This window comes from Pseudomonas sp. PvP009 (assembly GCF_017832995.1).
Lineage (GTDB): Bacteria > Pseudomonadota > Gammaproteobacteria > Pseudomonadales > Pseudomonadaceae > Aquipseudomonas > Aquipseudomonas syringae.
Window position 1 is genome coordinate 5,381,580 of sequence record NZ_JAFIBG010000001.1, and the last position, 13,672, is coordinate 5,395,251.

The following is a 13,672-nucleotide window of genomic DNA, read 5'->3' on the forward strand; positions in this document are numbered from 1 at the left end:
TAATCGGCGGCATGCAGGCAAAAAAAATGGTGCCCCGAAGGACACCAATTTTTGTTTCAGCCTGCCAGTTACTTGCGTTTCATGGACAGGAAGAACTCGTCGTTGGTCTTGGTCTGCTTGAGCTTGTCGATGAGGAACTCGATAGCCGCGACTTCGTCCATCGGGTGCAGGAGCTTGCGCAGGATCCACATGCGCTGCAGCTCGTCATCAGCGGTCAACAGCTCTTCACGGCGTGTGCCGGAGCGGTTGATGTTGATGGCCGGGAACACGCGCTTCTCTGCGATCTTGCGATCCAGAGGCAACTCCATGTTGCCGGTACCCTTGAACTCTTCGTAGATCACTTCATCCATCTTCGAACCGGTTTCAACCAGTGCGGTGGCGATGATGGTCAACGAGCCGCCTTCTTCGATGTTACGCGCAGCACCGAAGAAACGCTTTGGCTTCTCGAGCGCATGAGCATCGACACCACCGGTCAATACCTTGCCGGAGCTCGGGATGACGGTGTTGTAAGCACGTGCCAGACGGGTGATGGAGTCGAGCAGGATAACGACGTCTTTCTTGTGCTCGACCAGGCGCTTGGCCTTCTCGATCACCATTTCGGCAACCTGTACGTGACGGGTTGGCGGTTCGTCGAACGTCGAGGCGACCACTTCGCCGCGCACGGTGCGCTGCATCTCGGTCACTTCTTCCGGGCGCTCGTCGATCAGCAGAACGATCAGATGCACTTCCGGGTTGTTACGCGTGATGTTCGACGCGATGTTCTGCAGCATGATGGTCTTGCCCGCCTTCGGCGGAGCAACGATCAGACCACGCTGACCTTTACCGATCGGTGCGCACAGATCGATCACACGACCGGTCAGGTCTTCGGTGGAACCGTTACCGGCTTCCATCTTCATGCGGATCGTCGGGAACAACGGCGTCAGGTTTTCGAACAGAATCTTGTTCTTGGCGTTTTCCGGACGGTCGTAGTTGATCGTGTCGACCTTGAGCAGAGCGAAATAACGCTCGCCTTCCTTGGGTGGACGGATCTTGCCAACGATGGTGTCGCCGGTACGCAGGTTGAAGCGGCGGATCTGGCTGGGGGAGACATAGATGTCATCCGGGCCGGCCAGGTAGGAAGCGTCTGCAGAGCGCAGGAAACCGAAGCCGTCCTGGAGAATCTCCAGCACGCCATCACCGGATATTTCCTCGCCACTTTTGGCGTGCCGTTTGAGCAGGGAGAAAATGACGTCCTGCTTGCGCGAACGGGCCATATTCTCGATGCCAGCCTGTTCGGCCATTTCGAGCAATTCGGTAATCGGCTTTTGCTTGAGTTCAGTCAGGTTCATATGGGGAATGACGTAATCATGTATGGAGGGGGAAATTAAGCTTTTGGCTTAATGAGGCCGCGCCGCAGAGAAGGCGACAGGATCGCGTACTAAATCGAAAGGAGAGCGTCGGCGACGGCTAGCAGGGGGCAACGGAGAAGCCGTTGCGGGGCCGAATGTACCACCTGATTTTCCAGGCGTCTAGTACGACACCCGAAAAAAACCCCGCGATTTGCGGGGCTTTGAAACGCTTCAGATGTTGGCGTCGAGGAACGCAGCCAGCTGCGACTTCGACAGCGCACCGACTTTGGTCGCTTCAACGTTGCCATTCTTGAACAGCATCAACGTCGGGATACCGCGCACGCCATGCTTGGCAGGGGTTTCCTGATTCTCGTCAATATTCAGCTTGGCAATTGTCAGCTTGCCTGCATAGGTGTCGGCGATTTCGTCCAGCACCGGGGCAATCATCTTGCACGGACCGCACCACTCAGCCCAGTAGTCTACAAGCACAGCACCCTCAGCCTTGAGTACTTCGGCGTCAAAGTTAGCGTCGGTGACGTGTTTGATCTTTTCGTTGCTCATGGAAGTCTCCGAGGTCATAGGCGAAAAACGACGCTCATCATAGCGGGCTGCAAGTCATTCAGGAAGCGAAGGTTCATTGAGTCTGGCTATGGTGGTGCATGACTGGAGTTATGGCAGGGGCTCAGTTGGAAGGCGACACGAACACGATGCCGGTGCGAAGTGCCGCGCCACGAATATGGTCCTGCATAGCCTTTTGCGCTGACCCTGACGCATGTCGGGCCAGCGCACGGAGGATCTTGCGATGCTCCTGCCAGGTTTCCATGACCCTGGCCGCCCGGATGAACGGCATCTTCTGGCTTTCCAGAAAGATGTCGGCCCCGGCAGTCACGATCCCCAGCATCGCCTGATTGCCGCTGGCGACCAGAATGTGCCGATGAAACTCGAAGTCCAGCCGCGCCGCAGCCTCGAAGTCACCGGCACGCAATTCCAGACGCATGGCTTCGACGTTGTCCTCCAGTACATCGCGCTCGTCGGCGGTCAGGGTCACGGCAGCCATGCCTGCTGCGAAACCTTCCAGTGCATAGCGCAACTGAAAAGTGTCGGCCGGGGAAACCTGAGCTTCATAAGGCCAGGAAAAACCACTCGTGCGCTGTTCTGGTTCAGAAATCGACTGCACGAAGACGCCTTTGCCGGGCTGGACACTGACCACTCCGAGTGCGCTGAGCGATGACAGAGCTTCACGCAAAGACGCCCGACTGACCCCCAGCAAAACCGCCAGATCGCGTTGCGACGGCAGGCTTTCGCCGGGCTTGTACCCTTGCTCGGCGATCAATTTGCGAATGGCCCGGAGGGCTGATTCGGGTACTGCGAGTGAAGTGTGCGGCATCACTGTTCAGGCCAGTCAGTCCAGTAAAAATCCCTTTTATCCCCATCTCGAACATTCGGCAAGCGACGCCCAGCCCTGGGGCGGCAAGGCTTTAAAGCGCGCCAAAGCAGGGCGCGAAGCCGCTCGACTGGTCAGACCAGTAAGACCATAAACACGCTGCAAACCTTGATTCATGGCAGCTCACGAGCGAATGGCATGCGCTGTGCACTGGAGACAGGCCAACACCTTTCGTTTCGCCCGGAGACTTCATATGACCAAGCGTTACAGCGCCCTGCTTACTGCACTGTTTGCCAGTCTGATGCTGAGCCAGACACCCGCCCACGCCAACGGCCTGGACGACGTTGTAGCGCGCGGCACCCTCAAGGTGGCCGTTCCACAGGACTTCCCGCCATTCGGCTCGGTCGGGCCGGACATGAAGCCGCGCGGCCTGGACATCGACACCGCACAGCTGCTGGCTGACAAGCTCAAGGTCAAGCTGGAGCTGACTCCGGTCAACAGCACCAACCGCATTCCGTTCTTGACTACTGGCAAGGTCGACCTGGTGATCTCCAGCCTGGGCAAGAATCCGGACCGCGAGAAAGTCATCGACTTCTCGCGCGCTTACGCACCGTTCTACCTGGCGGTATTCGGTCCACCTGATTCGCCGGTCAAGGACATCGCTGACCTGAAAGGCAAGACCATCAGCGTCACCCGTGGCGCCATCGAGGACATCGAACTGTCGAAAGTGGCTCCGGAAGGCGCGGTCATCAAGCGCTTCGAAGACAACAACTCGACCATCGCAGCCTATCTGGCCGGTCAGACCGACCTGATCGCCAGCGGCAACGTGGTGATGGTCGCGATCAGCGAGCGCAACCCCAAGCGCATCCCGGCGCTGAAAGTGAAACTCAAGGATTCGCCCGTGTATGTCGGCGTGAACAAGGGTCAGCCGGAACTACTGGGCAAGGTCGATGAGATTCTGAATGCCGCCAAGGCTGACGGCTCGCTGGAAAAAGCCTCCCAGACCTGGCTGAAGCAACCGCTGCCTGCCGATCTCTGATCACCGCTTTCCGGTAACAGGATTCACCAATGGCTTATCACTTCGACTTTACGCCGGTCCTGCAGAGCATCGATCTGCTGTTGCGCGGGGCTTTGTTCACGCTGGAACTGACGGCCATTGGCACGCTGCTGGGCGTCAGTCTCGGTATTGTCGGTGCCGTCGTGAGGGCCTGGAAGATTCAGCCTTTTGCGACGATCTTTGCCATCTATGTCGAGCTGATCCGCAACACACCGTTTCTGGTCCAGCTGTTCTTCATTTTCTTCGGTCTTCCGTCGCTGGGCGTGCAGATCACGGAATGGCAGGCAGCGGTGCTGGCGATGGTCATCAACCTGGGTGCCTACTCGACTGAAATCGTGCGGGCAGGTATCCAGGCGATTCCCAAGGGTCAGCTTGAAGCATCGGCAGCACTGGCGATGAGTCGCTATGAAGCCTTTCGCCACGTGGTGCTGGTTCCAGCGCTGGGCAAGGTCTGGCCGGCACTGAGCAGCCAGATCATCATCGTCATGCTGGGCTCGTCAGTCTGCTCGCAGATTGCCACTGAAGAACTGAGCTTCTATGCCAACTTCATTCAGTCACGCAACTTTCGCTCGTTCGAAACCTACATTGTGACCACGCTGATCTACCTGGCCATGGCGCTGCTGATCCGGCAATTGCTGGCCTGGATCGGGCGGCGCTATATCTCGAGGAACCGCTGATGGATTTCACCCTCTGGGACATCGTGCGCAATCTGCTGATCGGCCTGCAATGGACCTTGGCCTTGTCGCTGGTGGCCTTCATCGGCGGCGGGCTGATCGGCTTGCTGATCATGGGCATGCGCACCTCGGAAAAATCCGGCCCGCGCGTGACCGCGAAACTCTATATAGAGCTGTTTCAGGGCACACCGCTGTTGATGCAGTTGTTTCTGGTGTTCTTCGGTGTCGCGCTGATGGGACTGAACATTTCGCCCTGGGCTGCGGCGGCACTGGCCTTGACGCTGTTTACCAGCGCCTACCTTGCGGAGATCTGGCGTGGCTGCGTCGAATCGATCTCCAAGGGCCAGTGGGAAGCATCCGCGAGCCTGGCGCTGACTCCGTTCGAACAGATGCGCTATGTGATTCTGCCGCAGGCGTTGCGCATCGCGGTCGCGCCGACGGTCGGCTTTTCGGTGCAGGTGGTCAAAGGCACGGCGGTGACGTCGATCATCGGCTTCACCGAATTGACCAAGACCGGCAGCATGCTGGCCAACGCCACGTTCGAACCTTTCATGGTCTATGGCTTCGTTGCTCTGGGCTACTTCATCCTGTGCTACCCCTTGTCGCTGTGCGCGCGCCATCTGGAAAGGAGACTGCATGCCTCTGCTTAGAATTTCCGCCCTGCATAAATACTATGGCGATCATCACGTGCTCAAAGGCATCGATCTGTCGGTCGAAGAAGGCCAGGTCGTGGCGATCATCGGTCGCAGCGGCTCGGGCAAAAGCACCCTGTTGCGCACGCTCAACGGCCTGGAGTCGATCAACGATGGCGTGATCGAGGTCGATGGCGAATACCTGGATGCGGCACGCGCCGACCTGCGCACGCTGCGCCAGAAGGTCGGCATGGTGTTCCAGCAGTTCAACCTGTTCCCGCACCTGAGCGTGGGCGAGAACGTCATGCTTGCGCCGCAGGTCGTGCAGAAAGTACCAAAGGCCGAGGCCGCCAAACTGGCGAGGAAGATGCTCGAACGCGTCGGACTGGGCGAGAAGTTCGACGCCTTTCCGGATCGCCTGTCCGGTGGTCAGCAGCAACGCGTGGCGATTGCCCGCGCGCTGGCGATGTCGCCCAAGGTCTTGCTGTGCGACGAAATCACCTCGGCGCTGGACCCGGAGCTGGTCAACGAAGTACTCAGCGTGGTGCGCCAGCTGGCAGCCGATGGCATGACCCTGATCATGGTCACCCACGAAATGCGCTTCGCGCGCGAAGTGGGCGACAAGCTGGTGTTCATGCACCAAGGCAAGGTGCATGAAGTGGGCGATCCGAAAGTACTCTTCGCCAACCCGAAAACCCCGGAACTGGCGAACTTCATCGGCACAGTGGAGCACGCCTGACGCTGAACGCAGAGCGTCCGGAACAGCATGTCCACGCGAAGCGATCAGCGTTATACACAAACCCCGAAGAGCCTGGAAAAGGGCTGAAGCGGCAGTGTCTGGCTGGACAGAAATCTTTGTGGGAGTGAGCTTGCTCACGAAGACTTTGGTCCAAACGCCATATTTCCGGGTGCTGCACCGGCCTCTTCGCGAGCAAGCTCGCTCCCACGAAGAATTGTGTGTAACGCTGAGCGCGGAGCATATTGCGGGCACTTATCGTTCCTCAGAGCGTGAGGAACGATAGTCGGCAGGTAGATCGCGGAACGGGTGTAGCGCGAGGTGTCCGGGCGAATGCTATCGTGCCCATGCTCCAGCGTGGGCATGCCGTTCTGGACGCTCAGCGTCCTCTCCTGGCTGGTATTTCAGTGGCGCAGCAATTTGCGCAGCGGTACGCCGTCTTTCATGACCGGAGATTTGATGACGATGTAGCTGAAGTACTTGGAGATGCCGATGTTTTTGTCCAGCAGTTCTTCGATCACTTCCTGGTAATGCTGAATGCTGCGGGTCATGAAGCGCACCAGGTAATCGTAGCCGCCGCTGATCAGGTGGCATTCCAGCACTTCGTCGACGTGGCGGATGTTGGCTTCGAATTTGGCGAAGTCTTCGCGCTTATGGTCGCTGAGGGAGATTTCCGTGAACACCGTGACCGATTCGGTGATTTTCGCGAGATTGAGATGCGCCTTGTAACTGGAGATGTAACCCGCCGACTCAAGTCGTTTGACGCGTTGCAGGCAAGGGCTCGCGGAAAGCCCGACTGCATCGGCCAGGCTGACGTTGGTCATGCGCCCGTCTTTCTGGAGTTCTACCAGGATATTGATATCAATCCGATCCAGTTTGACCAAGCCTTCCATTACCTACCTCATGTATTGCCATTCACCGTGCCTACCTTCTAGCAAAATCAGCGCCGTAAAGACAGCTGATGCTGAGCAACCAGATCCGCCATGCTGTTGATGCAGATATCTGCGGCGCAGGGCTGGCTGTGCTGCTCGCGGCTGCGGCGGATCAGGCACAGCCCGCCGAGGCCCGGAGCAGAGGCCGGTGGGCGGGATACCAGCAAGGTGTCTCGGGTGTCCAGATCCATCTTGGCAAGCCAGCGCGTGTCGTCCAGCGGGTGCGTGGTCAACGACAGCAAACTGTCAGCCTCAAGCCCCAATCGCTCGCACAGGAGACCGCGATCCTGCAGATCCCGGTCGGCGTAAACCAACAGTCGGTAGAACTTGCGCAGGTAGAGCATCGCGCCGGGCGCATCCTCGAACAGCGTCCAGTTCGGCACCGAGCGGGCGAAACTCATGCCTTCCTCCCAACTCGCCTTGATCCCCAGTCGTTCGGCCAGCTGGCGATGCGCAAAGCACAGCAGCCCGCTGAAACCCAATTCGTCAAAGCGCGGGTACAACGTGCGAATGACATCATTGAATTCAGCGAGTACCTGGTCTTTGCCGGGTGTGTTCAGACCGTTGTCCAGCAACGGCTGCAATGCCGTCCAGACACCGGAATCACGGTCCACCAGCACTTCATCACAATCGATCAACAGTGCGCGGTAATCAATAAGCCCCATGGCAGGCAACGTCTCCATTCAACAATGATCCCCAGCGCGGGTGATCGCAGCGTCTCACGACAGCCGCGACCACACTGGCGCTCAGCTGGACTTCAATACTCGTGCCAAGGCAGCGTCGAGAATGCCCAGCGCTTCATCGATCTGCTGCTCGGTGGTCACCAGCGGGGCGAGGAAACGCAGGACGTTGCGATACACGCCGCACTTGATCACCAGCAGGCCACCGAGGCGCGCCTGATCGATGATCTTCTGGTTGAGGTCGGCGTCCGGGCTGCGGGCTGCGTCATTCTTGACCATCTCCATGGCGAGCATGAAACCGGTGCCGCGCACGTCGCCGATGCAGCTGTAACGCTCTTTGAGCGCGAGCAGGCCGGCACGCAGGCGTTCGCCCAACTGTTCGCCACGCGCCAGCAGGTTTTCCTGCTCGTAGGTGTCGATCACTGCCAGTGCCGCGGCGCAGGACAGCGCATTACCGCCGTAGGTGCCGCCCAGGCCGCCCGGAAGCGGTGCATCCATGATCTCGGCACGCCCGACCACGCCCGACAGCGGCATGCCGCCCGCAAGGCTCTTGGCCACGGTCACCAGATCAGGCTGGATGCCCGAATGCTCGAAGCCGAACCATTTGCCGGTACGCCCGAAACCGGACTGGATTTCATCGGCAATCAGCACGATGCCGTGTTGTTCGGTCAGGGCACGCAAGGCCTTCATGAACTCGACTGGCGCAGTCAGGAAGCCGCCGTCACCCTGCATCGGCTCGATCAGAATCGCCGCCACACGCTCCGGTGCGACCTGAGTGGCCAACAGCTCGTGCAACGCCGCCAGCGCCACGTCGGTGGTCACGCCGCGGTATTCGTTCGGGTACGGCGTGTGGAACACTTCGGGGGCCATCGGGCCGAAATTCTGTTTGTACGGCTGGCTCATGCCGGTCAGCGTGGTGCCGAGCAGCGTACGGCCATGAAAGCCGCCCCGGAACGAGATGATCGCCGGGCGTTTGGTGTGGGCGCGGGCGATTTTCACCGCGTTTTCCACGGCTTCGGCGCCGGAGGTGAAAAGCACGGCCTTGTGATCGATACCGCTCTGGCCTGCGATCAACAGGCTCAAGCGTTTGGCCAGGTCGATATAGGGCTGGTAGGAGGCCACCTGAAAGCAGGCGTGGGTGACTTTGGTCAGTTGCGCCTGAATCGCCGCGACCACGTTGGGGTGGTTGTGGCCGATGTTCAACACGCCGATACCGCCGACGAAATCCAGATAGCGCTTGCCATCGACGTCCCACAATTCAGAACCCTGGGCGCGGTCGATGACCAGCGGGTGGGCTGTGACAATGCCACGCGGCACAAACTGGTCGCGCTGGCGGATCAGATGAGGGGTGTCGTCGACTTTGCTGTTCATGGTTTTACCTATCATGGGCCAGGCAGCCGGCGGGGGTGGCTGCGATGTTGTTCAGGTTAAGCGTTCAGCGAAATGATCTACGCCGAACTTGCACCCTCAGATGTCCATATCGACTGTTTTTCGCCTCGCAAACGGCAGATTCCTTCATGCCCGCAAATCACCATGCAATCTGCCGGGCAGCGGCGCTTTTCGGACATTAGAGAGGCCTGGAAGCAGGCGTTTCGACAGATCGTGCTTTGCTTTTACGGCATGATGGGGCTCATCTTTCATGCTCAGGAAACGCCCATGCCCGCCCTGCTCTACAAAGCCGATCCCGCACGTGCCGAACGCTGGCGCGTCCTGTTTGCCGAGCACGCGCCGGACATTGAATGGCGCGTATGGCCGGACATCGGCGACCCGGCCGACATCCACTATCTGGGCGCCTGGCTGGCGCCCGATGATCTGCAGGAACTGCTGCCCAACCTGAAAGTGCTGTTTGCCCTGTCGGCGGGTGTGGACCAGCTGGACCTGAGCCGTATTCCGAAAGCACTGCCGGTGGTGCGTCTGCTGGACCCTGGCATCAGTCACGCGATGTGTGAGTACGCGACCTTCGCCGTGTTGAGCCTGCATCGGGAAATGCTGCGTTATCGGCAGCAGCAGGTTGAAGGCGTCTGGAAAGCCCACCCGCTGATACCGGCGAACCAACGGCGAGTCGGCGTGATGGGGCTGGGCTTGCAGGCGCAGCATATTCTGTCGAGCCTCAAACCGTTCGGTTTCCAACTGTCGGGCTGGGCGCGCAGCGCGCATCGAATCGACGCTGTGCAGTGCTATGCCGGGGAAGAGCAACTGGACGCATTTCTGGGGCAGTGCGACATTTTGCTGTGTGTCCTGCCGCTGACCGGCCAGACCGAGGGCATCCTCAATCGCCGGCTTTTCGAGCAACTGCCCGAAGGTGCTGCACTGATCAATATGGGCCGTGGTGGGCATCTGGTGGAAGCGGATCTGATTGAAGCGCTGGACAGCGGCCAACTCAGCGCTGCAGTGCTGGATGTGCTGCAGCAGGAACCGGCAGCAGCCGACCATCCGTTCTGGAACCACCCGAAGATCCTGCTGACCCCGCATGTGGCGGCCATGACCCAGCCGGAAAGCGCCTTTCCTGGCCTGCTCGATAACATCCGCCGCTTTGAACGCGGTGAAGCGATGCAAGGACAGGTGGATCGCGGCCAGGGTTACTGACGGATGATCGTTCCCACGCTCCGTACCCAGCGTCATACACAAGTCTGCTTTTGATTCTGGCCGGAGGCCGTAGGAGCGAACCGGGCGACGCTTCGCTTGTTCGCGAAAGCTGCCTCAACTGCCAGGCCTGGCAATCGACCTCAACGGCATGGTTGCGCGCTTCGCGCTTTGATCCTCGAAAAAGAGCGTTTTATGTCCGGAAGCCAGGTTGTGTGAATGCCAGTCTTCGCGAACAAGTTCGCTCCTACGGGAGCACGCGGTACCTTGTGGGAGCGAGCTTGCTCGCGAAGAGGCCGGTACAGTTGATGGATTTTCTGCGTCAGGAATACCGCCTTCGCGAACAAGTTCGCTCCTACAGGAGTACGCGGTGCCCTGTAGGAGCGGACTTGTCCGCGAAGAGGGCGGTACATTCAATGCATTGGCTGCGTTTGGAATATAGCCTTCGCGAACAAGTTCGCTCCTACAGGAGCACGCGGTACCTTGTGGGAGCGAGCTTGCTCGCGAAGAGTTCGTTGCAGTCGATGGACTTTCTGCGTCAGGAATACCGCCTTCGCGAACAAGTTCGCTTGTATGGTAAGACTTGAAGGGAGGAGGAGGGACTTAGTTCGCTTTTGACTGTTCGCGCAGTACAGACCCGTAGGAGATTTCACCCCTCCTCCTTTCACCCAAGCGCCGATAAAGAATGCTTAAGGCTCACAACCTACGATAGAAACAAGCCTGCGCCTCTGGGTGGCCCCTTCAAGTCTGTAAACCTTATCCCCGAGGAGGCGTTATGGCAATGCGGGTTACTCTGGAAAAACCGATCATCGGTGTAGATGTCGCCAAGAATGAGCTGGTGATCTACCACGATCAATATGATCGACTTGAGGCAATCCCCAATACCAAAGTCGCCATCACCCAATGGCTGAAGGCCTTGGCGAGCAGCTGCGCCATCGCCATCGAAGCCACTAACGTCTATCACGTCCTGTTCGCGGATGCGGCCCACGAAGCAGGCTGTGACGTTTATATGGTGGATGGCTATCAGCTCAGTCATTACCGTAAAGGCGTCAACATACGCGCCAAAACCGATGCCCAAGATGCTCGTTTGTTGGCCCGATACCTGAAAAACGAGCTTGATGAGTTGCGGCCCTGGATACCTGCGAGCCCGCTTTATCGGCAGCTTCTGAGCCTGTTCCGACGTCGTGCAGCCTTGGTTCAGGCTCGTACTGGCCTGGTACAAAGCTGGACCAACGAGCCTTTTCTGAGAACAGCGTTCGCCAATCAGGTCAACTCGATGAAACGATTTGAGGCGCTCGTTGAAAAGAAGATTCGCGATGTACTGCAGGAAGCCGGGCTGATGAGGCAGGTCAACCGCTGTATGAAAGTAGAAGGGATCGGCTTTCTGACTGCAGCTCGTTTGGTCACTTCTTTTCAGCGAGGCGAGTTCAGCGCAGCGAACGCCTTTATCGCGTTTCTTGGGCTGGACCTGAGAGTATCCAAATCAGGGCAAAGTGATGGACCTCGTCGATTGACCAAACGCGGCGATCCAGAAGCCCGACGGTTGCTGCACAACGCGGCTATGTCCGGGAGCCGTACGCCGGCCTGGAAGCCTTTTTATGAAGAGCAGAGAAAGCGTGGCTTTAGTACAACTCAAGCGCTGGTCATGCTCTCCCGAAAGTTGGCTCGAGTAGTCTTCGCTCTGTTAAAGAACCAGAGCGAATATCAAACAAAAGTGGCTTGAGGGCTTTCCCAAAACCATAGAATCTCCTACGGCCTACGGCCTTCGGCCAGAAGCCAAGGCGAATACGGTCTGCTTTTGATTCTGGCCGGAGGCCGTAGGAGCGAACCGGGCGACGCTTCGCTTGTTCGCGAAAGCTGCCTCAACTGCCACGCCTGGCAATCGACCTCAACGGCATGGTTGCGCGCTTGGCGCTTTGATCCTCGAAAACGGGCGTTTTATGTCCGGAAGCCAGGTTGTGTGAATGCCAGTCTTCGCGAACAAGTTCGCTCCTACGCCCTTCGGGCAGAAGCCAAGGCGAATACGGTCTGCTTTTGATTCTGGCCGCAGGCCGTAGGAGCGAACCGGGCGACGCTTCGCTTGTTCGCGAAGGGGACTCGCTGTTTTCTCCGCCTCTACAACCCCCCCACATGAAACGCCTTCACTTCCAGGTATTCATCCAGTCCGTAGCTGGAGCCTTCGCGGCCCAGGCCGGATTGTTTGATGCCGCCGAACGGGGCGACTTCCATGGAGATGATGCCGGTGTTGAGGCCGACCATGCCGAACTCCAGCGCCTCGCCGAAACGCCATGAGCGGCGCAGGTCCTGGGTGAAGTAATAAGCGCCAAGGCCATAAGGCGTGGCGTTGGCCAGTGCCAGGGCTTCGGCTTCATCTGTGAAGCGCATCAGTGGCGCAACAGGCCCGAAGGTTTCTTCGTTGGCCAGCAGCATGCCCGCGTGCGTATCGCCCAATACCGTGGGCTGGACGAACTGGCTGGTGCCGTCTGGAGAACCGCCGTGCAGCAGTTTCGCTCCCTGGCTCAGCGCATCGTCGATATGCCGGGCGACTTTGCTGACCGCCGCCGGATTGATCAGCGGGCCGATGGTCACGCCCTCTTCCAGTCCGTTGCCGACCTTGAGCTTGCTCACTTCTTCCACCAGCCGTGCAGCGAAGCGGTCATAAATGCCGTTTTGCACCAGAATGCGGTTGGCGCACACGCAGGTCTGCCCGGCGTTGCGGAATTTGCTGAGCATGATGCCCGTCACTGCCTGTTCCAGATCCGCATCGTCAAACACGATGAAGGGAGCGTTGCCACCCAGTTCCAGGCTCAGACGCTTGATGTGTTCGGCGCTCTGGCGCATCAGCAGACGGCCGACCGGCGTCGAACCGGTGAAGGAAATCTTGCGCACTACCGGGTTGCTGGTCAGCTCTTCGCCAATCCCGGTGGGCATGCCAGTGATGACGTTGAACACCCCGGCAGGAATGCCCACGCGTTCGGCCAGCACCGCCAGCGCCAGGGCTGACAAGGGCGTGAGGTCCGATGGCTTGACGATGATCGGGCATCCGGCAGCCAGGGCCGGCGCACACTTGCGGGTGATCATGGCGTTGGGGAAGTTCCACGGTGTGATCGCGGCACAGACACCCACTGGTTGCTTGAGGGTCATCAAGCGACGGTCTGCACTGGGCGCGGGAATGGTTTCACCGTACGAACGACGCGCCTCTTCGGCGAACCATTTGACGAAGCTGGCACCGTAGCGGATCTCGCCGCGCGACTCGTTCAGTGGCTTGCCCTGCTCAAAGGTCATGATCAGCGCCAGGTCTTCGACGTTGTCGAGCATCGCCTGATGCCAGCGCTCCAGCAGCGCCGCGCGTTCGGCTGCGGGACGTGCGCGCCAGGCCGGCCAGGCGCGATCAGCCGCTTCGATGGCGCGCAGGGTTTCGACGCCCTGCAGGGCCGGCACCTGCGCCAGCGCCTCGCCGGTGGCCGGGTTGTTGATGGTCAAGGTTGCACCATCGTCAGCGCTGATCCATTGCCCATCGACGTAGGCGCGGTCTACCAGCAGGCTGGGGTCTTTCAACTGATTCTTGAGCATGATCAAGTCCTGTTCCGGGATGACTGCCAGTCTAGGCAGACGCCACAGTCCAGGATGCTGAAAGCGCGATAACGGCAGCGTCCGATGCTGAAA

The 13,672-nt window shown here is 59.1% G+C and carries 13 protein-coding genes; 6 read left to right on the forward strand and 7 right to left on the reverse strand.

What is annotated here, in order from left to right; translation table 11 throughout:
- Nucleotides 1–68 precede the first annotated feature (68 nt).
- From rho to JOE29_RS23110, 3 genes are all read right to left on the reverse strand, one after another.
- Nucleotides 69–1,328, reverse strand: a complete 1,260-nt coding sequence (gene rho, locus JOE29_RS23100) for a transcription termination factor Rho (protein WP_002551560.1) — start codon at nt 1,326–1,328, stop codon at nt 69–71.
- A gap of 231 nt (nt 1,329–1,559) precedes the next feature.
- On the reverse strand, nt 1,560–1,889 hold the full coding sequence (gene trxA / locus JOE29_RS23105; RefSeq protein WP_044312661.1) for a thioredoxin TrxA: 330 nt from the start codon (nt 1,887–1,889) through the stop codon (nt 1,560–1,562).
- 121 nt (nt 1,890–2,010) lie between these two features.
- Nucleotides 2,011–2,715 carry a FadR/GntR family transcriptional regulator gene (locus JOE29_RS23110; protein WP_210079900.1) on the reverse strand — a complete coding sequence of 235 codons (705 nt, stop codon included), beginning with the start codon at nt 2,713–2,715 and terminating at the stop codon, nt 2,011–2,013.
- A gap of 250 nt (nt 2,716–2,965) precedes the next feature.
- Here JOE29_RS23110 and JOE29_RS23115 point away from each other — a divergent pair, with 250 nt between their 5' ends.
- The 4 genes from JOE29_RS23115 to JOE29_RS23130 are packed head-to-tail and all read left to right on the forward strand — an operon-like array spanning nt 2,966 to nt 5,814.
- A complete protein-coding gene (locus JOE29_RS23115) occupies nt 2,966–3,751 on the forward strand; it encodes a transporter substrate-binding domain-containing protein (protein WP_003317349.1) in 786 nt (261 codons plus the stop codon).
- A 29-nt stretch (nt 3,752–3,780) separates the two neighbouring features.
- The gene (locus JOE29_RS23120) at nt 3,781–4,446 is read left to right on the forward strand and encodes an amino acid ABC transporter permease (RefSeq protein WP_003317350.1); all 666 of its coding nucleotides are present in this window, start codon (nt 3,781–3,783) and stop codon (nt 4,444–4,446) included.
- Nucleotides 4,443–5,093: an amino acid ABC transporter permease gene (locus JOE29_RS23125; RefSeq protein WP_032619528.1), complete on the forward strand. Its 651-nt coding sequence runs from the start codon at nt 4,443–4,445 to the stop codon at nt 5,091–5,093. Before JOE29_RS23120 ends, JOE29_RS23125 begins: the two co-directional genes overlap by 4 nt.
- Nucleotides 5,080–5,814 (forward strand): amino acid ABC transporter ATP-binding protein, encoded by a 735-nt coding sequence (locus tag JOE29_RS23130; RefSeq protein ID WP_003317352.1) that lies wholly within the window; start codon nt 5,080–5,082, stop codon nt 5,812–5,814. Before JOE29_RS23125 ends, JOE29_RS23130 begins: the two co-directional genes overlap by 14 nt.
- Nucleotides 5,815–6,215: 401 nt before the next feature.
- On the opposite strand, the gene JOE29_RS23135 is transcribed toward JOE29_RS23130, so the two are convergent.
- The 3 genes from JOE29_RS23135 to gabT form a co-directional block, all read right to left on the reverse strand.
- Nucleotides 6,216–6,704: an Lrp/AsnC family transcriptional regulator gene (locus tag JOE29_RS23135; RefSeq protein ID WP_002555947.1), complete on the reverse strand. Its 489-nt coding sequence runs from the start codon at nt 6,702–6,704 to the stop codon at nt 6,216–6,218.
- A gap of 47 nt (nt 6,705–6,751) precedes the next feature.
- Nucleotides 6,752–7,408, reverse strand: coding sequence for a 2-haloalkanoic acid dehalogenase (locus JOE29_RS23140; RefSeq protein ID WP_032634241.1), 657 nt, complete (start codon nt 7,406–7,408; stop codon nt 6,752–6,754).
- Between the two features lie 81 nt (nt 7,409–7,489).
- Complete coding sequence (gene gabT, locus JOE29_RS23145; protein WP_210079901.1) at nt 7,490–8,794, reverse strand: 4-aminobutyrate--2-oxoglutarate transaminase; 1,305 nt, start codon at nt 8,792–8,794, stop codon at nt 7,490–7,492.
- Between the two features lie 285 nt (nt 8,795–9,079).
- Here gabT and JOE29_RS23150 point away from each other — a divergent pair, with 285 nt between their 5' ends.
- Both JOE29_RS23150 and JOE29_RS23155 read left to right on the forward strand, forming a co-directional pair.
- Nucleotides 9,080–10,009 (forward strand): glyoxylate/hydroxypyruvate reductase A, encoded by a 930-nt coding sequence (locus JOE29_RS23150; RefSeq protein WP_044312665.1) that lies wholly within the window; start codon nt 9,080–9,082, stop codon nt 10,007–10,009.
- 772 nt (nt 10,010–10,781) lie between these two features.
- Nucleotides 10,782–11,729, forward strand: a complete 948-nt coding sequence (locus JOE29_RS23155) for an IS110 family transposase (protein WP_024648092.1) — start codon at nt 10,782–10,784, stop codon at nt 11,727–11,729.
- A gap of 392 nt (nt 11,730–12,121) precedes the next feature.
- Here the strand turns inward: JOE29_RS23155 and JOE29_RS23160 are convergent, their stop codons facing one another.
- A complete protein-coding gene (locus tag JOE29_RS23160; RefSeq protein WP_003437314.1) occupies nt 12,122–13,579 on the reverse strand; it encodes an NAD-dependent succinate-semialdehyde dehydrogenase in 1,458 nt (485 codons plus the stop codon).
- Nucleotides 13,580–13,672 lie beyond the last annotated feature (93 nt).